The sequence below is a fragment of the Bacillus sp. EE-W1 genome (assembly GCF_009760835.1).
Classification (GTDB): domain Bacteria; phylum Bacillota; class Bacilli; order Bacillales; family Bacillaceae_G; genus Bacillus_A; species Bacillus_A wiedmannii.
Genome location: NZ_WIPE01000063.1, coordinates 138,268 through 161,680, shown reverse-complemented (window position 1 = coordinate 161,680; position 23,413 = coordinate 138,268). Strand labels below are relative to the sequence as shown.

Sequence of the window (23,413 nt, the reverse complement as noted above, 5' to 3'; positions counted from 1 at the left end):
AAGAAAGCTGTTCCTATATTTTAGGTTCAGCTTTCTTCTTTATATTATTTATTAGATTTATGTACTGAGTATCACCATATCCGATTGTTGGAAAAAGTTGAAACAACTTTATTAATAATTCTTGATTTGATAAACCTTGATTTTTAAAGATGAATTTCATTACGATATTATCTTCTTTTAGCATTTCTAAATATAAGTCTATAGCCTGATACATTACAGGTGGTACCTTATGAGAAGTCTTTTTATGGTTTACTAATACTTCATTGTATATAGAAGAATAATTCCCCAATTCAAGTTCAATTTGATTTACTTTAAATTCATCCTCTCTGAAACTATTTAAGTATACTTTCCCTTCATAACCAGACTGTTCAAGATAAGAAAGTATAGTAAGTAGGTTCATTTGGCAAAACATATCTTCACCAAACCATAAAACAATGCATTTATACTTTTTCGTAAAAAGGTTTTCTAACGGGTCTATAACCTTTTTTGTATAACTTTCTACTGAACTGTTATGTCCGTCTGCTCTTGTTTTAATAAACTCTTCATTAAAAACTTGTGTAGTAGCCTGGTTCACACACATTGCCTCATTAAATGGTGCGTATTCAGAATCACCCATTAGCTTTTCATTTTTAAAGTCTTCATACATCATTTGACCATTTAATATGTTTAGTACATCTTTATCAAACAGCTCTCTTTTCGCATTTCGTAACTGCTCAACCTCTAATTTTCTAGAAACATTCATTTTAAACTCCCCTTCTATTTTTAGTTTAATAAATGACTGAACAGGCATTTTGTTAAGTTGGAATTCTCTTGGATTCATTCCAAAAACATTCTTAAAAGCTCTACTATAAGCCTCTTGCGAAGAATAATCGTAATCCAATGCAATATGTATTATCTTTCTATTATTCGTCAAATCCTCCGTAGATAAATACAATCTTCTCAAAAGAATATAGCGTCTAATACTAATGCCTGTTACTTGGTGAAATCTAAAAGAACAGTAATACGGAGAATAACCCATATAACGAGATAATTCATTTAATGAAAATTCTTCTTTTAAATTGCTCTCAATCCAATCAATCATCTTCTGTATATGTTCATTCATTTTCTTCACTCCTTATTTATAAGTATAAAAGAGGTTCGTTTCTTTCTTTTGATATTTCTTGTGTTTTATAAAATGAGCCATTCATTACATCATGCTTCATTTTAAAGGATATCAAAAATAAAACACGAATGTTGTAAATGAAGAATCTTTTCATTCTCAAGTGAAAAATTAAAGTTTGGAAAGGACGTTACAATGAACAAGCTAGAAAAAGAACTACTCAAATTAATAAATGAACGCTATCCATTAAATTTTATTAACATTAAATCTATAACGAATGAAATGTATCAATGTCACGCACAACAAGGTACTTACTTCATTAGAATTACAAACTACAAAACATATGAAGAACAGTTAGAAGAAGTTACATATACGAACTTTTTATATGAAAATGGTTTAGCAGTTCCTCCAATAATACATTCTCTTAATGGGAATTTAATAGAAAAGTTAACATTAGACAAGGAGATTTTTGCCGTATTATATAAAGCTGCTCCAGGTATACATTTACCAAGGTGCGAATGGAATTCTAATATATTTAGAAATCTTGGTAAACAAATTGGAAAATTACATCGTATTTCTAAAAGCTTTGAAAAGACTAAACCGGTTAAACATATAAACGATTGGTATGAAAATGAAGAATATAATTTTCTTAAGTATATCCCTAAAGACGAAACTACTATAAGAGAAATTGCCTCTGACGTTTTAACTTCTATAAAGGGGTTAGAAAAATCCACTTCGAATTACGGCTTAATTCACGGTGATTTATGGTTAGAAAACATTTTAGTTGAAAACAATTCAAATATAACAATGATTGATTTTCAAGACTGTGAAAAACATTTTTACCTATTTGATTTAGCAGTTCCTATTTATAGTGCGATTGAATATTCATTTGCTGGAAATGGGAATATCGTTGACTATGAGCATTCTATTACAAAAGCACTATTTGCAGGGTATCAAGAAGAAAATGAACTACCTAAAGAGATGATAGACAAGTTGCCTATGTTTATAAAATTAAAGGAGATTTTTGAATATAGCTTAATGCATATGTATTGGGATAAAGAAGAATTAACTGAGGAACAAGTACGGATAATGAATCTTTATAGGATGAAAATCGAAACTAAATATATCTATATTAATGTTTAAAATGCTTTTGTTTAACTACATGAAAACCACTTTCTATCTTTAAATAGAAAGTGGTAACTTTAATTTATTAGGAATATCAGAATGAAACTCTGGTGTATGCACAATTGAAAATGCATATCCCTGCTCAATAAATGATACTTCATTAGGTTTACATTGTAATGGGACACTATTTTTCTTAAAGTTAATTTGGATTTGCTGTAAAAATGCAGGGTCCGGTGTTCCAAAAGAAACATGCACTTTAGGTGGTAAAGCTTTCATCGCAATCGGGATCCAAGGTCGTTGCCACCATGTTGCAACAATATATGCTGTGCCCCCTATAACAAAGTTGAAAATATCCCCATCTTCCATCGTTTTCATATTGAGATTTGATTTCAACCATTCTGTAAATACAGGTACACTTTTAACGGGAAGACCGATTTCTCTTACATATAAAACGTTTAATGGTAAATGTGGTACTAATACATCTTCTTTAACATAACTATGCGCGATAATTTCGAGAAGATTTCCATCTCCGTCTTTAAAGTATACATTGAATAAACCATTCTCTTCACCAGTTACATTTCCATTTTGCCATTTCACAATGAGTAATCCAGAATCCTTCAACCATCTTGCTGTTTCGTGAAATTTTGAATACGGAATCTCAAAAGCGAAATGTGCAGGTGCGATTGGTTCGTATACTTCTTGAAAACTAATTGTAGTGTATGGTGTTACTTCAAATTGAATAAAAGATGCCGTTTCTTTTTTTATTGGAAAAGATAATATGTCCTTATATACTTGTTTTACCCCTTCTATGGAAACTGTTTGTAGTTTTATATCTGATATATGTGTAATCACGTTATATTCCCCCTTGTTTCTTATTATCTATTCGTATTGTATTACATTTATAAATAGATAGAATCAAACGGAAGGATGGATTTTTTAAATAAAAAACTACAACTTTAGTATGAATATGTTAGCTCCAATTACTTTTATTTTCAAGTTTTCACTGCATTGTTTCCATACAAAAAAGCTGCCTTTCCTTAAATGAAAAGCAGCTTTTACAATTAAACACATTATGATTTTACAGCAGTAATCATAAACCTTTTTGAATTCGTACGAATCCCTTTTTCAGAACTATTTGCGTCAATGAACTTTTGTAAAATAGTAAAATCTTCTTCCTCTTCTCCAAAATTAGGAATAATAGGCGTATGTTTTAATAAGAAAATGAGGTCTTCAGGGCTACTGTAATAATCAGTGACATCATATTCACTTACTTGAACGCGTTCAAATCCTGCACTACTAAGTTCCCTCATATACTTTTCTTTTAAAGTTCCATCTCTTTCACCTAAGCATTGTCCTCTACCAAATGCTTCTTTTAGGTTTAATTTATCGTGTTCACTAACTTGTTGCGTTAAGAAAACAGCATCCTTTTTCATTACTTTTGATAATTCAGTCGCTGTAAATGGTGCATGACAACTTGAAGCTATATCAAAATGTGCATGCGGAAACACTAAAGCTTCAGAATCCATTTGAAGAAACTCAACATTTTGTATGCCTGATTTTTTTAAGTTAGAATGTGCTGTAGCAATCATCCCATTAGAATTATCTATTCCAATTAACAATTTAGCCGAAGATGCTATGTTAAGTACATTTTCTCCTCCACCTGTACCAACATCTAGTAAAATATGTGATGGCTTGCATCTTTCTTTTACCTCTCTATAAAAGTCCCATGAATCTCCTACAGTTTCACATTTTATTTTACTAAAATCCCATCCATTTAATCTTCCTACTTTATCATAAAAGTTTTTGTATTCTAATTCGTTCATTTTATGTGTTCCCCTTTGTTAATACATATAATTTAAAATGAATCATCAATTATTTATTCTATATATGAAAGCCAAGCTTCATAAAATGCTTGAATAGTACGATATCTATTACTTTTTTCTTTATGTAGCGCTTTTGTACATATATTATATAATTCTTGTGTGCTCTCCCATTTTTCATAGCTTTTATCATTTTTTCCGCCAATAAAGGCAAAAGCAATTCCGGCTAATACATACACATTCGTTTCGCTTGTAATTTGTGCATGCAGTTCATATTCCTCCGGTGCTTTAAAGCGAGCTGTCCCCCAAAAATCTTTCCCAATTTCATTGAATACAGGTGTTTTTTGAAAGAAATCAATATCACAAATCGTCAGTTTTGATTGCTCGAAATTATATAAAATACTGCCATCATAAAAATCAACCATGACATAGCCTAATGACTCCACATAGGCTGCAAACTCAAAAATTTGTGTCAATATGTTAAGTCTCTCCGTCACGGATAATTGTCTTAACTTAACAAAAGGCGAATTTGGTGCATGGTGCTTTTCAAACGGTGTAAAGTCCCAATGATTGTGCATGCATTCCCCATCAATCCAATGAAACCTTAAACAAAATCCATTTTTCATTTGAATCGAATTAATATATGGAACTAGTAAAGGATGTTGAATTTGTTCATACACTTCTTTTGCTTTCATTAATCGTTGGATTGCATCCTCTACATTACCTTTGTATTCTAAATTGCGTGCACCAGCATACTTCAAAAAGTAGCGTTTTCCTTTTTCAATGATACCAAAGCTAATATTCCCTGAATCTTGCTGATCAAAAATAGTAAATACTTCTACATCCTTTAACCAATCAAAATTATGATCCTCAGCTAATGTTATTGGGTATTCATTTTTTCCAATTTTAATATTTATCATGTGCTGCTCCTAGCTTTGAGCGAACGTAGTTTATAGAAGCATGATACGCATACTCAAATTATTTTTACCTCATACTTTATTTTCTTCTGTTTTTTCATAAAATATCACTCCTTTCAAATAAAGGCCCTTAATTTCATTCAATAACTACCAAAATATTCTTACTTTCTATTATATATTATAAAATACAAGTTATAAGGAAAATATATTCCTTGTGCATAAATAGTTTACATAATAATTTTATAGTTTATTTCTATTTATATAATCTAAATGTCTTCTTCCCCAACCACACATACTATCTAACACTGTACTTACTGTTTTTCCATGCTCAGATAAACTATATTCCACTTTAGGTGGTATTTCTTGATAAATTTCTCGTTCTATTAGTTGATCTTGCTCTAATTCACGCAATTGCTTCGCTAAAGTCCCTTGAGATATATCTGGTATTAATCGCTTTAATTCACCAAATCGTTTTGTTCCATCAGTTAATAATATAAACAAAATGAGTGGCTTCCATTTCCCTCCGATGATTTGTAATGTCGCTATTACTCCTTTTAATTTCGGTTCTTGTAAGTCCATTTTTTCACCTCTCAAATCCACATGAATAGCGGTTAGTACGAAATTTGCGACTATGTACATATAAAGTGCGTACTTTTCACTCGCTATCTTTTAGCGAATAATAAAAGCATAGCAATTTTATTTTAAAGTTTTTATTAAGGGAGTGGCTAAAATATGTCTATTACTACATTAAAAGATAATCGTATCGTTATCATTGGTGGGAGCTCAGGTATCGGATTAGCAACAGCAAAACAAGCAATCGAACAAGGAGCACATGTTATTATTGCAGGGCGTTCGAAAGAAAAACTAATGATTGCTCAAGAAATAATAAGTAACAACCGTCTTCAAACTTATGTATTGGATAATCAGGATAAAAACCAACTAGAAGATTTTTTCAAAAAGCTTGGGAATTTTGATCATTTGTTCACCCCAGGAGCCTCTTATACCCTTGGACCAATTACTGCTACGGATGATATTGCTGAAAGCAGCTTTATCGGCAAGTTTTGGCCACAATATTATGCCGTAAAATATGCAATTCCTTTTCTTTCAGACTCCGGATCTATCGTATTAATGTCCGGTGCATTTAGTCAAAGACCACTTAAAGGAGCACCTGCTTATGGAGCTTGTAATGGTGCTATTGAGAGTTTAGGGAAAGCTTTAGCTGTTGAAATAGCTCCTATAAGAGTTAATGTTGTTTCCCCTGGAACGATACGGAGGGAAAATGAACAAAACGAAAATAGACTAACTGCTTATGAAGCTTATAAATCTCTTTCTCTTCTAAAGAGGCCTGGGCATAATGATGAAATTGCACATACTGTTCTATATTTAATGCAAAATAGTTTTACTACAGGCAATGTATTGTTTCCTGATGGAGGATACACATACCATTAAATTATTTAAAACAAAAGCCCCTTATTAAGGTGGCTTTTGTTGCTAATTTAGAAACTGCTGCAGTAATACAGGATCCTCTTTTAAAATTCCTGCTAAAAACATAAGTTGCGGATAAGGTTGTAAGATTAAGTCTATATCCATTTTTTCTTTCAATATAGCTATTCCACCTTGCTTAATATAATCTTTTAGTGTTATTTCCTTACTACAAATTAGCCTAATATCACTTAAAGTAAGTAATAAAAGTCCATTCGTTTCAGAAGATGGATATGGCTTATTTTCTGAATGTGCCATATACATAATAGATAAAGTTTCATCTGGACTATCAATAATTAATATTGGATTGATCTCATTTGCTACCTTTATTTTCTTTGATTGCACATTCCAGTTCTCTTTATAATATGTACTTGGTGAACTCAAAATAGTAATATCGATAGTAGCTTCTTCTCTCACTTCTCTTTTAGCAGTTTCTACTGCTGTTTCTTCATCTTCTTTATGTCCGCCGAGCCTTACTACACCTAATGTATCTCCTTTACTCGTTGGCCCAACTTGGAAAACAAATAAGTTCTCGTATATTACATATGCACCAGATGTTCGTACATTTTTATCTATATGTATCAATATTTCCCCTCCTTAATCAACTTTCTCGCAAAATAGTTTACTATAATTTTATTATGTTTTTAAATAATCTTCAATCCAAAGCCTTCATTTTTATTCCCTCCTTAAAATTTTAAAATACATCTAAAAAGTAGGATTCACAAAAGAATCATAGAATTCTATATATAACAAATATTGAACGGATTTTTTTCAAATTCCTCTATAATAAAGGTGGTATAAATAGTGTGAAACTTAAACAAGAACAAAGATTTACCGTAAAGACAACTTTCTCTAAAGAATACAAGATTTTTATTTTTGGTTTACTCATTTCACGAATTGGGGATTCACTATATACTTTTGCATTGCCTTGGATTGCCTATCAATTAACCGGTTCAGCTGTAATTATGAGTTCTTTATTTGCTATTAATGTATTGCCAATTGTTTTATTCGGCCCTTTAGTTGGTGTAATAATTGATCGATACGATCGAAAAAAATTACTTTGGATAGCGGATATTACCAATATTATTTTAGTAAGTCTCGTACCAATTCTACACGCATTACATCTATTAGAAATCTGGCATTTATACGTAATTACTTTTATCTTAGCAGTTATGTCTATGCTTTTTGATGTAACAACTGTTACAGTCATTCCGCAAATTGCTGGAGAATCCTTAACGAAGGCCAATTCTTTCTATCAAATGGTCAATCAATTGGCTAGTTTATTTGGTCCAATGATAGCTGGGGTTTTCATTTCTTTTATTGGCGGCTTTCAGTTGCTTTGGATTAATGTTCTTTCATTTATTGCAACATTAGTTGCTGTGATGTTATTACCGTCTATGAAAAACACAAATAAAAAATGTGAAGATAAAAATACACTTCAAAATGTACTATCTGATTTGGTTAATGGATTTACATGGCTCAAAAATGACCGCTTAAATTTAGCTTTATCTTTTCAAGCTATGATAGGAAACTTTGGAGCAAGTGCGGTTTTAGGTGTATTCATGTATTATTTATTATCCACATTACAACTTACCCCAGAACAAAGTGGGGTTAATTATTCATTAATTGGAATAGGTGGTCTTTTAGGAAGCTTGATTGCAGTTCCTTTAGAAAAAAGGTTGCAGCGCGGCATACTAATTCCTTTACTCCTATTTGTTGGAGCAATTGGCTTAACTTGCGCGCTTTGGAATACATATTGGTTCGCTCCTGGAATTGCTTTCGGTGTTGCAATGACTTGCAATATTGCATGGAATACAATTGTAGCCACCGTTCGCCAGGAAACAGTTCCATCAAATATGCAAGGGAGAGTTTTAGGATTTTCACGTGTACTTACACGATTAGCTATGCCACTCGGGGCATTAGTAGGAGGCATTATTTCAGCTTATAATCCAGTGTATGTATTTGCTTTAGCTGCCTTTACGAAGTTACTTGAAGTTTTTATTGCACTATGTAGTCCGATACGAAAGCTATGATGGAAGGAAAGATAATTATGTATGATTGGTTAATTAAAATTTATGGATAAGTTTATAAAGAAAAAAGGCATATTATAATGCCTTTTTTCTTTATCATCATTTAACTGGATAACAAACTTCTGTAACCCATTTATTAGGATCCAATTCCATCGCTGGGCTCACATGATAAATATTAAACATAGGGCCTGCTAATTCGTAACCTTCTGTCTCAATCCATTTTGCGGCTGCTTCATTTACGTTTGTTATTTGTTCATAACTTCCGTTTACTGTTACAGAAGCTACTTTGATTGGCTCTTTTTTTTGAAAATAAACATCTTTTGTATTTTTATGCTTTCCTAAGATATTTAGCTGTATTTCTACATCTACATCATTTTTTTTGTATTCTTGATCATGGAAGACAGCGATACTATAACTCGGATGGGCCATACTAATATTTTTCATATGAATTTCTTGCATTAACATGGTCCATAAATCGCCTTCACAATTATATGATGGAATAACCTTTCTAACACTGGCTACATATCTTTCTGGAATTTCTTTTATTGAAACGTGGTAATTCATATCAACAACATCCTCTCTCATCGTTTTCATTGAATCTTCGAGGAGACGTAATTGTTTTTTGAGGTTAGTCATGTCTTCTTTAATTTGAGCACTACGATTTAAAAATTGCTCCTTAATACCCTCTATATTATCGCATTCTATTATTTTTTTAATGGTAGCGATATTAAATCCCATATTTTTTAACGTTTGAATTTGATTTACTTTCTTTAATTGGGCTGCTGAATAGTATCGGTATCCACTCTGCTCATCAACTTTTATTGGTTGTAATAATTCCACTTTATCGTAGTGTCTCAACATCCGAATACTAATGGAAGATAGTTTTGAAAAGTCTCCTATTTTAAACATGATTTCCTCCTATAAGTTACATCTACTTCGAAGTTCAACTTCATCTTAAACAATGACATTGTGTGAGAGTCAACTGTTTCTAACACTTAACTTATATTTCTTTCATTCTTTCCCCTTATACTTACTTCCTTCTTAAGGCTATAAGAATTGATATTAGTCCGTTCGCAGCTAATAAAGTTACAATAATACTTGTAAATACAGCTACGTCTGGCGCAAATATTTTAATCGTACGCCAAGGTGAACTTGTACTATAAGTAAGCAGTGGGATGAAAATAATGGATAATAGTAGGGATAGACTCCCTGTGAATAACCAAATTAGCTTTTTTACAGTTTTTATATATTTATACTTTTTAATTAATATAATTGATATTATGAAAAGTATAAGTGTAACTATCAACAAAATAATTTGTGTTAATGGTATGTTTTTAGGGATATCAACCGGTTCTTCCTCATTCAAAATACTAATAATCCCATTTTTCAATTCCGATAGTGCTGATTCTTCTAAAACATGATTTTTATTTGTTAAAATCACACCACCCCAGCCACTTTTATTTAAAATAAATATTTCTGCACGAGCATCGGGCGTTGATCCTGAATGCCAAATCATCGTTTCACTTTCATTTATATTTGTTGTTCTTAATCCAAAACCATAACTTTTTTCTGAATTTATTTTATAAAGTGGTGAAAGGTAAAGATCCATGTTTTCTTGCTTTAAGAATTGAGCATCCTCTAACCGATTCAAAAACATAGTATACTGAATCATATCTTCTAAATTTGCAGTAATATAGCCATACGGTGCCCCGGCATTATCATAGGCGACTATACTTTTTTTCGGTATGCCAAACCAAGACTGATAACCTGTTAAATAACCTTTTTCATATGCAATCTCTTTACTTGCTGCCGCACCATTCATATTTAATGGCTGAAAAATATGCTTTTCCATATATGATGAATATGTTTCATTTGTAACGGCCTCAATAAGCGCACCAAGTATTATATAATTCGCATTACTATATTGATATTTTTCACCTGGTGGAGCAGTTAATTTTACATTTGAAAGCGTCATTACATTTTCTTTTAATGCTGTAGAATTTTTGGATTGCTTATCTGATAATGCTAAGCCCTCATATGTGTTGATTCCGCTTGTATGAGTTAGTAGTTGTTGGATTGTTATAGTTGAGGATATTTGAGGATTTTTTAGTTTAAACCAAGGGAGATATCGTTGAACTGGGTCCTCTAATTTTATTTTTTTATCTTCTATTAATTTCACTATAGCTAAAGCTGTTAAAGATTTACTTATTGAGCCGATTGCAAATGGCGTTTTACTAGTTACCTTTTTTTCAGATTCTCCAGTAACCCCCATCGTTTTTGTGAAGAATACTTCTTTATTATGTACAATTGCAACAGCAGCTCCTGGAATATTCTGTTCCTTTATAAATTTTTCAATATACTTATCTAATGTAACTTTAACATTCTGCTGAGCGTAAACTTTTGGATGTGTGATACATAGCATAAATACATTACAAAGAATACAAATTAGAAAGACTTTATAGATCGTATTCTTCATTATACTTTAGATGCTTTCTTTTTTTTATAACTTACTAAGCTAATATATACTACTACAGAGAGTGTCAAACTAGTCATTATTAATAATGCGTTCCACCATTGATTCTCTGATATGCGATATAAAAGATTATACTGAAATGCATTTTTACTATTAGTTGGATTAAATGATTCAGTTAAAAATATTGAAAATATAGTTTGTGAGCTGAGGTAAGTAATAACTGCGATGAATATGCCACGTAACATAAATGTGTTATATTTGTCCTTTTCATTTTGAAGTTGTTTCATTTTAACTTTTAAATCAATTTCATTTACTTCTAAAAAATCCTGAACAAATAATTGAGGTGTACCTAAATCATCTATACTATCTTCACCATGTTCACGACATTCTTGAATATGTTCTAATATTTGTCGCTTAATATTATGCCTTTCTTCTAAACTTATATCGTATTGCTTTAATTCCTTTAGTACGTCTGTTAAAAATTGCTTTTCTTTACCTATCAATCTATTCCTCATTTCAGAAGGTCTCCTTTCAAACCGCTTTTTAATAATGTTTGAATATCCGATTGCAATTCTAACCACTCATTAATTTTTTTCTCAAGACGTATTTTCCCGTTTTCATTAATTTCATAATAAATCCTAACTTTACCACTGTCTGTTACTACTTGATAAGTATTAACCCATTCTTGATTTTTCAACTTAGTTAAAATGGGATAAATACTTCCCACTCCTTTCAGTTTTAAATTGTTTACTTCAAGTTCTTTCATAATCTCATAACCATAACTTTTCTTTTTCGACAAAATAGATAATACACACATTTCTAAATGACCTTTAATTAAACTCGTTCTATCCATAGGATAAATTTAACAGAAATATATACTTCATTCAAGTATATATTTCTGTTAAATCCAAAAAATCAGACAACAGAACGAAGATATTATAAGCAAAAGATATTACTTGCGAACTGTTTTTACCCCTAACAATTACTTTTATAATATAATAATTACATAATATATCAACTGTTTGTCCCTTTTATTTCTCTATCTCTCCTCCATATCTTAGCTGGAAATATAGTATACGGGACATAAAAATACTAAAAAATCCAATTCCTTAATTTTCACATTAAGAAATTGGATCTTCTTTCATTACCTTGTAATACTCATACTGCGTTATTATAAACATTATAAAGAATATACGTTTTATATAAGTTATGTTAATAACACATAAGCTAATAAAACTTTACTGATTACGCTCAAGACACTCATAAATCGCCATCATATCTCGTTTATCCAATTCACGAATACGATTAAAAATTGGTATTTGCGCAACTGCCTCTGTTAATAAGTTCTCATCCACAACATCACTAACTTTTCCAGTTAACCATGTTTTTACATCCACACCTTCAACAACTTCTTTTAGACCTTCGTCATTAATACCACTTGCATTACAAGTTACACATGGAATTGTTAGTTTAAAAACACCATCATGCAAATTATCTTCAGTAATAACTTTCTTTCCTTTACAGAATGGACATGGATCACTTTTTTTAATTTTATTAATTTGGGTAACTAATTTTTTGTATCCAAACGCTTCGTATACATACGTAAGTTTTTTATATTTACCATTTGTGAAATACTGATCTATTATGTTTTCTCTCGTTTCATAAACATTAGGGAAATCACAAACAGTTACTTGATTATTAACACTAATGGATTCGATATTCCCTTTAATTTCGCCCCAGAATGGTAAGACATTTTGTAACACCATTTCATAGTTTAAAAAGCTTGCCTGTTCTAGTTCAAACATTTTTAGTACAACTTGTGCTTTTCTTGGCAATAAAGAAACATCTTCTGTCAATCTCATATTGCCACCAACAATATATTTCAATTTATGAAGTTCAGGTAAATCACCGACTATTTTCAACACTTCATTAACTGGTTGATTGATAATTTCACGAATATCTGAGTTGCCAAATTTAAGTGGTTTATGATGGTTTAAAACCGTCCCTTCGCAAATTGGACATGTTACCATTTCTTTAGAAGCCTTAATTTCTTCTTTAACAGGTGCTTTTGAAATAACAATATATCCACCAATAATCGTATTAAATCCTACCCATGTTCTGCGCGTCTTTCCTTTTTTATCATAAAATGATTTTTCAAAATATCCATACCAAAACGTATGCTTTTCTTCTTCTGACATATCATTATAGCTCTTTGACAAATCGTGACCAAGTTCATTTTTAATTTCTTCGAATAGAAACTCTATTTTCTCATATTGATAAAATTTTAATACTTTCATGATTTCTGGATCAAATAAACCGTCCCAAAATGGAACGTTTTTATTTTGGATTGTAATATCTTTATCGAAAACTTCAATTTGAAGACGTCCAGAACAAGATGGACAATGATTGTCCTGTGAATAGAAATCAAAACTTCTCGTATCTTTATTAGTTGGATGAGCAGCTACAATATGATTAATTAATCCACCAACCTCATATAAAAAACTATATTGACTGTATAAATGTCTCTCAAGATCAATAGCAATAACCGGTGCAATTGTATTAGATTCATACTCACCATAAATTAAACGCGCCATTGATGATAAACTTTTTAAAATACCACCCTTATAAACATTTTCAGCATTTTTAAAATAGTTAATATGATTTTCTTCTAAATAGTGAACGCCTTTTTTATGCTTAAGCGCTGAAGTAATATGGATTTGCTCAACATTATTCACAGTGGTTTTCTGACGATAATAATCATCATGACTTACTACTTCAAGATGATTGATAGCCTCAAGCTGTCTTTTCCCGAAGTCTACAATATAATCAGAGCTTTCTAACATGTAACTATTATGTTCAATCATAACGATGGATACTGATTCATCTTGCAATATTCCTCTAACACTGTCTATAAATTGATTTAAAATATTTTGCGATAAACCTTTTGAAGGTTCATCAAAAATAAATAACGTATGTGGATTTCTTGTGTTTGCAAATAACTCTGAAACTAAATGAACACATTGGAACTCACCTGTTGATAATGTTTGTGTTTTTCGTTCTAACGTTAAATAACCAAGTCCTAGTTTAATTAGTAGACTCAAGCGTTTAAACGCAATATCTTCATTTGGAAGTTCATCAATAATATCTTCAATCGAACGCTCAAAAATATCATCAATTTCTTCACTATACTTTGTTAGTTTCTTTTTAATATCTAGAAAAGTTGCTACAGTTGATCGACTTGTAATGGATTGATTGCGATCTTGCCCTACCATAACTAGTTTATCTTTTGGATATCGTTTCAAGAAATCTGTAGCTAAACATTCATTGACAAGTGTAGATTTCCCGCATCCAGACTCTCCTGTAACCGTCACAAGCCTATTTTTAGGAATTTGAAATTCCGCCATTTGGATATTGCGACAATATAATTCTTGGAATGTATAATATTCTGTTGGTACTTCTTTATTTAGATCCGACAGTATTGGTTTTGGTCTTGGCGATTCTTTCACAATTTGTCCACCATATTTTCCGCTACCAGGTCCAAAGAACAATTGCTCATCTGTTGTATCCAGTACTGTATCTGAATGATCAATGAGCCAAATTTGATTTTTACACCCTAACTGCTTAATCTCTTCTAATATTTGTAATAATGTTTCATGATCAAGTCCAACTGAAATCTCATCAATAATAATTACAGTATTTTCGCTTACTGCCATAAATTCAGCCAAATATAGTCTTGTTAACTCTCCACCTGACAACGTACCCATAATTCGATTTAATGTTAAATAACCAATGTTCATATTAATTATATTTTGCAGTATATGTTGCTTTGCTTCACTAATATTTAACTCTTCCGCTAACGAAAGAATAGACTCAACACTTAAATCATTAATATTTGAAATTGTATGTGGTTTAGCAAATAAATCTATCGTATGTTGTTCGATTTCTTCGCTATAACGTTTTCCCTTACATTTTTCACACTCAATATTTTTAGTAGTACCTCGGCCTTTACAACCAATACACCAACCTAACTGATTATTAAACGAAAAAACCTCAGGTGAAAGATGAAATACATCAGCAAGTTTTTCACGTACCTCTGTGAAAACACCAGTATGTGTACCGATTGTTGAACGTGGATTGGAAGAAATCGATGATTTTCCTAGAAAAAGAACTAAAGGCATATCTTCTATCTTAATAGCACTAAAATTCGTTTCCATAATGTTAGGAAATAAATATTGATATTCAGCCTTTGGCAATAAAGAAACTAATCGTTTTTTTGATTCTTCACCAATCGTTTGACAAAAGGTTGTTTTACCTGAGCCTGATAAACCAGCGATTCCAAACGACTTATTAAATGGAATTACTGTATCTAATTTATTTATGTTATTAGCAATTAATTGATTTACTTTCATATTAACCTCTATTCTTATTTTTCTTTAAAATCATTTTTACAGTGTAATAATTACATAATGACTATAACCTTTTATACAATTATCCTCTCACTTCAAGGATCTTATCCTTATATGTTTCAAACCATTGTTGCCATTCATCTTTAGAAAATTCTTTTTCTTTTCCTTCTAGTACGGAAGAAAAAAGATCTAAGCAAATATGCCAACCAGCTATATCTTTCGGTGTATGATCTGTTAACTCATGAATGTATTCTTTAAGAAGTAAAAGAGTACCATTTTCTTCTTTATGTATTTCAAATCGGACACGATCTTTATCCCAACTAAATTCTAGTACTGTGTTTAGTTGACACTCTAAAATATCAATATTTATAAATGAACCATCCATCATGTCGAACTTTATTATTCCACCCGTTTTAAGACTTTCAATTTGTAAATTAGACATCCATTTTTTAAGCTTACTATTTTCTGTTAAAACAGACCAAACTTCCTCTATTGTATTTGGAAATCGGCGTTCAAATTTTACAATATACCCATTAGTTAGTTTCCCAATTTCAGCTATCATATTGATTGCCCCTTTATACAGAATGTATGTTCTCACTCTATTTTACACGAATATAAATATAAAATAAATCTTTATGTCAACGAAGTATTAATTTAAAGTTAATGGTAATGAGAAAAACTTAAATATTTTCCAAGTCGAGTTATATAATGTTGAAAAATAATTATCATGTATATCCGTTTCCTTATTAAATATAGACTTACGCACCAATAAAAAAAGCCGCATTTGCGACTCATGAAATTATAGTATTAATCCCTGCTTTTATTGAATGACTTACCGCTTAATCGCATCCACAATTAGCGATGGAAAGCCAAGCTTATCACCTTTATTTCTAGAATCATACCTTTTCGAACGGAAAATAACACCGTCGTTTGCATCCCATTCGTTGTAATAAAACTGACCATTTTCATCACAATATTCAAGTAAAACTACCTCAAATCCAGCAAATTTAAACATTTCCGTTAATGTTTTATAATTATGAACAATTTTATGACTTGCTGCTGGATGATCTTTCGGGCCAGGTCCGCCTATTTGAACTATGTTTTGGTATGCTTCATCTCGGAAAAATGCATCAGGAACACCACAACGAATATGCCCTCCTGGCTTTAAAAATTCATAACAAATTTCAGCTGCTCTTATACCTTCTTCAAAAGAAAGGTGTTCCCATACATGCTCAGCTAAAATAGCTGAAATAGAGTTGTATTCAAATCTTTCTTCCCACGTAGCTTTGTCTAATAAGTTAAGTTCATCTTCTTGTGTTTGAATCCAACCTGGATTATTATTAAACACGCCAGCGCCGACTACTACTTTAATTTCATCTTGTTTTGTTGCCATCACTTTCACCTCATAAATATTTTGATTTATTAATATATTCTATGTTTACTATTACCCTTCCTTCTTCAACAAATTTAATAGCATGAATCCAGTACAATACCGAACTCATGCTGGAAATTTTTCTAACCAAACGATTTTCTAACTTTATGGAATCAGTTCATAATACACAACTGTTTTTATACTATTTATATACGATTTTTCTTATATAAGCATAACACACCAAACATTAGCACAAAACCAATCACGTAAAAACTTGTTGTTCCGCTGCCACCAGTATTAGGAATTACCCAATTATTTTTCACATTTTTCACTGTTAGTTTTTGTGTCCTTACCGCTTCTGTAATTTCTATTTCTATTGGATCTCTAAGTAACATATAACCGTTTGGCGCTTTTATTTCTTTAATCATATACTTTCCAAGTACTAACTGGTTGGAAATCACCTTTCCTTTTTCATCCGTTGTTAATCTAGTAACTTCTTTACCTTCTTTATCTAATACTTGAAATACAGCACCTTTTAGTTTTAAATTAATATCCTTATCATCAACTTTCTCAATTTCAAATTGCCCAGTCGGATCTGGTAATTTCTTATTCCCTATTTTAATTTCTACTACTGTATCTTTTTTCTACTTTTACAGCTATTTTATCTTTTAATAAGTCATAACCTTTAGGTGCTTCTACTTCCACTAGGGTATAGTTACCTATTGGCAATTCTTTTGATATCGCTTCTCCTTTTTCATCTGTTACTAACTCACCAACTACTTTTTTATTTGAATCTTCAATATGAAACTTTGCTCCTGCTAGCTTTTTATTTTTATCTCCCGTATCTACTTTCACTAGCTTCATTTTCCCCATCGGATCTGGTAATTTCTTATTTCCTATTTTACTTTCTACTACTACATCTTTTTCTACTTTTACAGCTATTTTATCTTTTAATAATTCGTAACCTTTAGGCGCTTCTGTTTCCACAAGAGTATAGTTACCTATTGGTAATTCTTTTGATATCGCTTCCCCTTTTTCATCTGTTACTAACTCACCAACTACTTTTTTATTTGAATCTTCAATATGAAACTTTGCCCCCATCAATTCTTTATTATCATTATTACTATCTACTTTTTTTATCTTTACTTTTCCTGTACTAGGCTTGTTCCAATGTTGCCAATTAAATTTGAAATTGTGAAATTCAAATCCACCAGTTTGTTGTACTGCACCGACAAATGCTTGTCCATTAATTGAACCGCCTTTTGTTTCTAATACAGCATTTGGAGCAAACACACTCCCAACGACACCATATCCCTCTGTTGTGATCTTTTTTGCATTAGGAAAAACCCAAATCACCTTCCCGTATAACTCAGTGAACGGTGAATTAAGAGAATAGGGTTGTGATGTAGGAATTATATCTGTAGCCCTACCAATATTGTTCGTGTCATATAAGATAGCACCATTTTTAAATGTAACCTCTATTGCATCCGAATACATAACGATAAAATCTTTTCCTTTAGCATTAGGTAAAAAGACATCTCTTATATCTAAATTGATTTTCCCTACCAGTTCTGATGAAACATAAATATTAGGATTGTTTATATCTTTTCCGATTCCATAACTCATATTTGGAATTGGGGTATTCGTTTTATATTGACCTGCATTTTTACTGACTTGGTTCACTATGTTGTGAAATTCATTAAATTTCGCGTCAATTTCTAGTTTTTCTTTATAAACGATACGATCATAAGAAGATTGTATGATACGATCTGGATCACTCTCTTTTGTCATTACGACTATTCCGTTTTGAATGATAAAAGATTCCTCTCTTGATTTTTTAAATTTTCCAGACAATAACAAGGATGGATATCCCTCATCATCCCATTTTTCCCCAACTATATTAGATGTTCCCGCTGCTGCACCTACAATTGTATAACCAGATGCATCCATATCACCTTGAACTGCAATTGCTCCTTCAATGTCTCCACCTACTGCTATATGGTTACCAAAGACAACAGCATTATAACGCGATATATCCCCTAGACCTTCTAAGTTAGTCGTGGATCCATATGCTTCTTTTGGTGCATATACGACAAAACTTACACATAACATTAACAAAACCATAAAATGAATACTTACCAACTTTAATTGTAACCTCAATTCCTTTGTTCCCACCTTTACCGTATTTTTTCTACAGTCGAATAAAGTGAAACTTTTTTCAGTGAGGATTTACTTCATCCCCTATATACCTTCTTTACTTATCTCTGGATTTTCGGTCCCACTGCCCATTAATACAGGATAAATAAATTCATTCTATCGAGTTAATTTTTTCTTATAAATTGCGACTAGTAACACACATAATAATAGGATTAAGACTACTACGGTCCACTTATTAAACATAAATATCTCTTTACGCATTTTTTGTTTTTCTTTCTCGTTAAACTCCACACGCTCACCTCGAACCAGTAATCTATTTGTGTTTACTCCATAAGGCGTACATGTAATTAATGTTATATAATCTTTCTTTTCCACAATTTTCAAATCGTCCGTTTCGTGTGGTAACACTACTTTAATTTGATCTACTTTATAAGCAAGAATTTTGTCTAAAGAATGAATATAAAAAAGATCTCCTTCACTCAACTTATCTAAATCTGTAAATAATTTTGCTGATGGTAAACCACGATGCCCTGTTAAAATAGTATGCGTATTTTCTCCACCTACCGGAAGTGAAGAATATTCTAAATGACCTACCCCCCGACTCAATACTTCCTCAGAGGTCCCTTGATAGATTGGCAGTTTAATATTAATTTTCGATATTTCAATATACCCCATTACATCACCTAAATTTAACGCATCAGCATATGCTTGATGATTATTTTTTTCTTCAGAAAATGGATCTGCAAATGTTTTCATGGAAGTTTGAACTTGTTTATTATATTCGGTTGCTTCTTTTTCCCTACGTTCAACTTCTTTCTTTTGTAGTGCTTTGATCTTCTTATCGTAGGAGCTAATCTCAGAATAATGTGCACGAGTCGCCAACCAATTACTAATAGTAGGATATAAAAAAATAGCTAATCCAAATAAAAAAATACCTCCTAAAACAAGATTTCGTTTCATATTTCCACCTCTACATATACTAAAATATTGAAAAGAGGGAAGCATTTTGCTTCTCCCCTTTTCACATCACTTGGTTACATGTTCCTAAAACCTTAATTATTAGCAACCTTTTTTCTAAAGAAAACAAATGCCGCTGTAGCCATTAACGCAAGACCTAGTACAGTAAATAGAGTCGTTCCGATACCACCCGTTACAGGAAGAATCCATCCACTTTTATTATTTTCAATCGATAATTTAACCGTTTGATTATTTTCGCTAATCTTTACATCAATAGGGTCCTTTAATAATTGATATGAAGCTGTTATACCATCTTCTTTTGTATAAATTGGTGCTTTCGTTTCAAAAATTTGATAGTCTCCATACGGAATGTTAGTCCATTTAATAACACCATTTTCATCTGATACACCTGTGACTTCTTTACCAGCCACAACAACTATTTTTCCATTTTTATCTTTAAGTACAAACTCCGCACCTTTTAATTTCTTCTTATCAGCACCATCAACTTTTGTTAACTCGATAATTCCAGTTGTCGGAACAACAACTACAGGTTTAGATTCCTTTTCTCCAATTACATCATTTTTATTTATAAAATCAATTTTTGCTGTATTTAAAATTTCCGAACCAGATAGTACTCCTTCTTTTACTTGTGATTTAATTTGTAAATGAAATTCTTTTTTACCATCTAACTTTGTGAAATCTTTTACTGTGGCTGTTACTTTTTGGCCTTCTACAGCTACCTCTACAATGCTTGCATTTACTTCCGCTCCATCAATTTTTACGACTGGTTTTCCTTGAATCATTAAACGATCGTCTAAAGTATCTGTTACTACATATTTTTTGTATTCTTTAATGTCTTCTGGAATTAATGTTTTGATATCATAATTGTAATTAGTTAACGGATTAATTGGTAACGCTTCCAAATTCCCGTTAATCTTTTTATCAATATTTGGTTCTTCATAGTTTTGCACTTCTACTTTAACTACTGTACCAGAAGTAATTGTTCCATCTTCGTTAATAGTTCCGGAGGTCTTTATAAAAAACTCGTGTTTAGTCGGATCTAGTACATACCCTTTCGGCGCTTTTGTCTCTTGGAAATAGTATTCCCCATACTCTAATCCTTGCACGCGAATATGCCCATTACCATCTGTTGCTAACTCTTTTTTCACTTCTGTACCATCTTTTTTTAATAAAGAGAATACTGCACCTGCTAATGCTTTTTCATTTGCACCAGTTTTTACTAAATCAACTGCACCACGTTTAATCTCATTTTTCGGATACATATGAACATCATAGTTTAGTACCTTACCCTCTTTATTCGTTAATGGAATATCCACTGTATACGTATTTGGATTTAGGTTAACATGCGGAGGTCCTGCCACTTCTTTCACTTCATAACGTCCTAGCGGAAGATCTTTTAATACAGCTTGTCCGTTATCATCTGTTACTACTTGAGTTGGAGTTGCTCCCATTACAGGCTTCACATCTTCTTTCACGATTTTCCCATCGTTTGAAATTTTTTCAAACGACGCAACCCTTTTCACTTCAAACGTTACACCTTTTAACGGTTTCGCATTTGTTGGTACCTCTTGATTTGCAGACCCATCACCTTCTAGCCCCGGTGCGCCATCTTTTTCTTGTTCATATTTATGAATCGTTAAAGTACCTTTGGATGGTGAAGCTGCCTTTACTAATACACTAGACCATGTAGAAAATGTTAAGAAAAATACTAAAAGCACACTAAATATTTTTTTCATTTCTCTTATCCCCTTTACTACTTCTATCATTTTAAAAATCTCTTTATTACTATTACCCTCTTAAAAGTAATAGTGTGCCAAGTACCAGATTTAAACGAGTAACCTAAAACATAGTCGTCCAACAATCCATTGTTTACAATCACTTATTCACTCTTCTTATTTTCTATTATTACGTTGTCTCTCCGTATGATATATGTAGTTTTCCCCCTGAATTGCACTTATATCTCTACTTCAAAAATCGTTACATATTAACTTCTATCGCAAATTTTCATTAATTACTTAACTTCAATTCATTAATCTCTCCCTTCCTATCCCTATTTAAAATCCAATCTTAATCATTTTTGATACATATAAACAATGATCAACGAATAAGTGTGACAATTCATATTTTACGTTACTCCCTAAAACTATTACCTGTATATTCAAATAATATGTGCTAATCATGTTAAATTATGGTATTATTCTTAGAAGTTTATAATTTTTATAGATAAAGTTTTTCCGTTTCTACTTATGAAAAAAAGGAATATATAAACATTCAACTATTACACACAACTGTAAGGAGGAATAATATGAATAAAAAGCTCAGTCTAGTTGAGATAGAGTACATTTGTAATATCTTTTTCCAATCTTTTGAAATTCCAGTTTGTTTTTTAGATTGTAATAAAAATATTCTTTTAGAATTTACATCAAAAGATGAATCACATTCGTTCTATAAATCAAAAATAGAACAGTTACATGTGCTTTTTAAAAAAAATGATTCAAATAATTCGCCCATCTTCAGATCTCACCAATATTTAGGGCACTTCATTTTAATTCACATAAAGAGTCATTATATGGTGAACGGTACTGTTATTATTGGGCCCTTGACACATGTAAATTTTTCTACAAGTAAAACGGATAGTAACCTTAATTTTATTTCGAATTATAAACGAACAAGAGATTATTATTTTTCATTGTCAGTCAAAGATCAAAATTTCTTTGTAAATATAGCAATATTGTTCTATAACATTCTCTACAAAAAAAAATCAGATGTACGTACCTTTTCAAATAACAGTGACTCATTTCATGTAAATCATAGCAATAACTTAAACGAGGATGTATATATTTCAATGCAAAAAAACGAATCTATCTGTCATAATTTGTATATAGAGAACCAACTACTTGGAGCTATAGAAAACGGGGATAAAGAAAGCGTACTCAAATATTATTACGAATTCCAACAAGAGACTCTTTCATCCTTATCTTCATTCCATCAATTAAGACGTCATAAAAACATTTGTATTTCATCCATCACACTTGCTACTAGATATGCTATAAAAGGAGGACTTCCTTCCGGGATTGCTTACAAGATTTACGATCTACACATCCAAAAGACAGAGGATTTAAAAGACACAGAATCTGTTTGGGATTTATTAAGAAATGTTTTCTGTACTTTTGCAGACCGTGTAAAAGCACAAAAAGTAAAGAAATACTCAAAGACTATCGCTATTTGCAAAAACTATATTTTTAAAAATATTTACAATCAAATATCAGTTAAACAACTTGCTAAATTTGCAAACGTAAATTCAGATTATTTATCTATATTATTCAAAAAAGAAGTCGGTATTTCATTAATTGAGTACATTCAACGTGAACGAATTGAAGAAGCAAAAAAATTATTAACTTTCACAACCTATCCCTTATCAGACATATGTGCTTCGCTCAACTTTAGTGATCAAAGCTATTTTACTAAAATTTTTAAAAAATTCACTAACGAAACACCTGGTAAATACCGAAAATCTCATGTTGTCATATAGAGTTAAACTTTCATTAAAACAA

The 23,413-nt window shown here is 31.4% G+C and carries 19 protein-coding genes and 1 pseudogene; 4 read left to right on the top strand and 16 right to left on the bottom strand.

What is annotated here, in order from left to right; all coding sequences use genetic code 11:
• Window positions 1–13: 13 nt before the first annotated feature.
• A complete protein-coding gene (locus GFJ36_RS13540) occupies window positions 14–1,102 on the bottom strand; it encodes a helix-turn-helix domain-containing protein (protein ID WP_116443023.1) in 1,089 nt (362 codons plus the stop codon).
• 192 nt (window positions 1,103–1,294) lie between these two features.
• Between GFJ36_RS13540 and GFJ36_RS13535 the strand changes: the two genes are divergently transcribed.
• The gene (locus tag GFJ36_RS13535) at window positions 1,295–2,242 is read left to right on the top strand and encodes a phosphotransferase enzyme family protein (RefSeq protein ID WP_097890190.1); all 948 of its coding nucleotides are present in this window, start codon (window positions 1,295–1,297) and stop codon (window positions 2,240–2,242) included.
• 39 nt (window positions 2,243–2,281) lie between these two features.
• Here the strand turns inward: GFJ36_RS13535 and GFJ36_RS13530 are convergent, their stop codons facing one another.
• The 4 genes from GFJ36_RS13530 to GFJ36_RS13515 form a co-directional block, all read right to left on the bottom strand.
• The gene (locus GFJ36_RS13530) at window positions 2,282–3,076 is read right to left on the bottom strand and encodes a VOC family protein (RefSeq protein WP_097890191.1); all 795 of its coding nucleotides are present in this window, start codon (window positions 3,074–3,076) and stop codon (window positions 2,282–2,284) included.
• A gap of 218 nt (window positions 3,077–3,294) precedes the next feature.
• Window positions 3,295–4,047 (bottom strand): class I SAM-dependent methyltransferase, encoded by a 753-nt coding sequence (locus GFJ36_RS13525; protein WP_097890192.1) that lies wholly within the window; start codon window positions 4,045–4,047, stop codon window positions 3,295–3,297.
• A gap of 53 nt (window positions 4,048–4,100) precedes the next feature.
• The gene (locus GFJ36_RS13520; protein WP_097890193.1) at window positions 4,101–4,964 is read right to left on the bottom strand and encodes a serine/threonine protein kinase; all 864 of its coding nucleotides are present in this window, start codon (window positions 4,962–4,964) and stop codon (window positions 4,101–4,103) included.
• Window positions 4,965–5,201: 237 nt separating this feature from the next.
• Complete coding sequence (locus GFJ36_RS13515) at window positions 5,202–5,540, bottom strand: winged helix-turn-helix transcriptional regulator (protein WP_048547027.1); 339 nt, start codon at window positions 5,538–5,540, stop codon at window positions 5,202–5,204.
• Between the two features lie 153 nt (window positions 5,541–5,693).
• Between GFJ36_RS13515 and GFJ36_RS13510 the strand changes: the two genes are divergently transcribed.
• On the top strand, window positions 5,694–6,410 hold the full coding sequence (locus GFJ36_RS13510) for an SDR family oxidoreductase (protein WP_097890194.1): 717 nt from the start codon (window positions 5,694–5,696) through the stop codon (window positions 6,408–6,410).
• Between the two features lie 42 nt (window positions 6,411–6,452).
• On the opposite strand, the gene GFJ36_RS13505 is transcribed toward GFJ36_RS13510, so the two are convergent.
• On the bottom strand, window positions 6,453–7,028 hold the full coding sequence (locus GFJ36_RS13505; protein ID WP_070168846.1) for an NUDIX hydrolase: 576 nt from the start codon (window positions 7,026–7,028) through the stop codon (window positions 6,453–6,455).
• Between the two features lie 221 nt (window positions 7,029–7,249).
• Between GFJ36_RS13505 and GFJ36_RS13500 the strand changes: the two genes are divergently transcribed.
• Window positions 7,250–8,476 carry an MFS transporter gene (locus tag GFJ36_RS13500; RefSeq protein ID WP_098082212.1) on the top strand — a complete coding sequence of 409 codons (1,227 nt, stop codon included), beginning with the start codon at window positions 7,250–7,252 and terminating at the stop codon, window positions 8,474–8,476.
• Between the two features lie 96 nt (window positions 8,477–8,572).
• On the opposite strand, the gene GFJ36_RS13495 is transcribed toward GFJ36_RS13500, so the two are convergent.
• From GFJ36_RS13495 to GFJ36_RS13450, 10 genes and pseudogenes are all read right to left on the bottom strand, one after another.
• Window positions 8,573–9,382, bottom strand: coding sequence for a MerR family transcriptional regulator (locus tag GFJ36_RS13495; protein WP_097890873.1), 810 nt, complete (start codon window positions 9,380–9,382; stop codon window positions 8,573–8,575).
• A 121-nt stretch (window positions 9,383–9,503) separates the two neighbouring features.
• Window positions 9,504–10,949 carry a serine hydrolase domain-containing protein gene (locus GFJ36_RS13490; protein WP_157349652.1) on the bottom strand — a complete coding sequence of 482 codons (1,446 nt, stop codon included), beginning with the start codon at window positions 10,947–10,949 and terminating at the stop codon, window positions 9,504–9,506.
• Window positions 10,949–11,461, bottom strand: a complete 513-nt coding sequence (locus tag GFJ36_RS13485; RefSeq protein WP_141542849.1) for a hypothetical protein — start codon at window positions 11,459–11,461, stop codon at window positions 10,949–10,951. Before GFJ36_RS13485 ends, GFJ36_RS13490 begins: the two co-directional genes overlap by 1 nt.
• Window positions 11,458–11,763 carry a PadR family transcriptional regulator gene (locus GFJ36_RS13480; protein WP_000338007.1) on the bottom strand — a complete coding sequence of 102 codons (306 nt, stop codon included), beginning with the start codon at window positions 11,761–11,763 and terminating at the stop codon, window positions 11,458–11,460. The genes GFJ36_RS13485 and GFJ36_RS13480 overlap by 4 nt, the downstream gene beginning before the upstream one ends.
• Before the next feature lie 421 nt (window positions 11,764–12,184).
• Window positions 12,185–15,355, bottom strand: a complete 3,171-nt coding sequence (locus GFJ36_RS13475; RefSeq protein WP_097890877.1) for an ATP-binding cassette domain-containing protein — start codon at window positions 15,353–15,355, stop codon at window positions 12,185–12,187.
• Between the two features lie 79 nt (window positions 15,356–15,434).
• Window positions 15,435–15,914, bottom strand: coding sequence for an SRPBCC family protein (locus GFJ36_RS13470; RefSeq protein WP_097890879.1), 480 nt, complete (start codon window positions 15,912–15,914; stop codon window positions 15,435–15,437).
• 270 nt (window positions 15,915–16,184) lie between these two features.
• Window positions 16,185–16,745, bottom strand: coding sequence for a class I SAM-dependent methyltransferase (locus GFJ36_RS13465; RefSeq protein WP_097890881.1), 561 nt, complete (start codon window positions 16,743–16,745; stop codon window positions 16,185–16,187).
• Window positions 16,746–16,930: 185 nt separating this feature from the next.
• Window positions 16,931–18,884 (bottom strand): annotated as a pseudogene (locus GFJ36_RS13460) (SpaA isopeptide-forming pilin-related protein).
• 153 nt (window positions 18,885–19,037) lie between these two features.
• The gene (locus tag GFJ36_RS13455; RefSeq protein WP_000828079.1) at window positions 19,038–19,841 is read right to left on the bottom strand and encodes a class C sortase; all 804 of its coding nucleotides are present in this window, start codon (window positions 19,839–19,841) and stop codon (window positions 19,038–19,040) included.
• Window positions 19,842–19,933: 92 nt separating this feature from the next.
• On the bottom strand, window positions 19,934–21,595 hold the full coding sequence (locus GFJ36_RS13450) for a SpaA isopeptide-forming pilin-related protein (protein WP_088110296.1): 1,662 nt from the start codon (window positions 21,593–21,595) through the stop codon (window positions 19,934–19,936).
• 569 nt (window positions 21,596–22,164) lie between these two features.
• Between GFJ36_RS13450 and GFJ36_RS13445 the strand changes: the two genes are divergently transcribed.
• A complete protein-coding gene (locus GFJ36_RS13445) occupies window positions 22,165–23,391 on the top strand; it encodes an AraC family transcriptional regulator (RefSeq protein ID WP_097890887.1) in 1,227 nt (408 codons plus the stop codon).
• The last annotated feature ends 22 nt before the right edge of the window (window positions 23,392–23,413 follow it).

Coding starts and splice junctions, on each gene's coding strand:
- GFJ36_RS13535 (WP_097890190.1), top strand. CDS start 1,295: ATGAACAAGCTAGAAAAAGAACTACTCAAATTAATAAATGAACGCTAT.
- GFJ36_RS13445 (WP_097890887.1), top strand. CDS start 22,165: ATGAATAAAAAGCTCAGTCTAGTTGAGATAGAGTACATTTGTAATATC.
- GFJ36_RS13465 (WP_097890881.1), bottom strand. CDS start 16,745: ATGGCAACAAAACAAGATGAAATTAAAGTAGTAGTCGGCGCTGGCGTG.
- GFJ36_RS13455 (WP_000828079.1), bottom strand. CDS start 19,841: ATGAAACGAAATCTTGTTTTAGGAGGTATTTTTTTATTTGGATTAGCT.
- GFJ36_RS13490 (WP_157349652.1), bottom strand. CDS start 10,949: ATGAAGAATACGATCTATAAAGTCTTTCTAATTTGTATTCTTTGTAAT.
- GFJ36_RS13540 (WP_116443023.1), bottom strand. CDS start 1,102: ATGAATGAACATATACAGAAGATGATTGATTGGATTGAGAGCAATTTA.
- GFJ36_RS13515 (WP_048547027.1), bottom strand. CDS start 5,540: ATGGACTTACAAGAACCGAAATTAAAAGGAGTAATAGCGACATTACAA.
- GFJ36_RS13510 (WP_097890194.1), top strand. CDS start 5,694: ATGTCTATTACTACATTAAAAGATAATCGTATCGTTATCATTGGTGGG.
- GFJ36_RS13450 (WP_088110296.1), bottom strand. CDS start 21,595: ATGAAAAAAATATTTAGTGTGCTTTTAGTATTTTTCTTAACATTTTCT.
- GFJ36_RS13475 (WP_097890877.1), bottom strand. CDS start 15,355: ATGAAAGTAAATCAATTAATTGCTAATAACATAAATAAATTAGATACA.
- GFJ36_RS13520 (WP_097890193.1), bottom strand. CDS start 4,964: ATGATAAATATTAAAATTGGAAAAAATGAATACCCAATAACATTAGCT.
- GFJ36_RS13470 (WP_097890879.1), bottom strand. CDS start 15,914: ATGATAGCTGAAATTGGGAAACTAACTAATGGGTATATTGTAAAATTT.
- GFJ36_RS13480 (WP_000338007.1), bottom strand. CDS start 11,763: ATGTGTGTATTATCTATTTTGTCGAAAAAGAAAAGTTATGGTTATGAG.
- GFJ36_RS13495 (WP_097890873.1), bottom strand. CDS start 9,382: ATGTTTAAAATAGGAGACTTTTCAAAACTATCTTCCATTAGTATTCGG.
- GFJ36_RS13525 (WP_097890192.1), bottom strand. CDS start 4,047: ATGAACGAATTAGAATACAAAAACTTTTATGATAAAGTAGGAAGATTA.
- GFJ36_RS13485 (WP_141542849.1), bottom strand. CDS start 11,461: ATGAGGAATAGATTGATAGGTAAAGAAAAGCAATTTTTAACAGACGTA.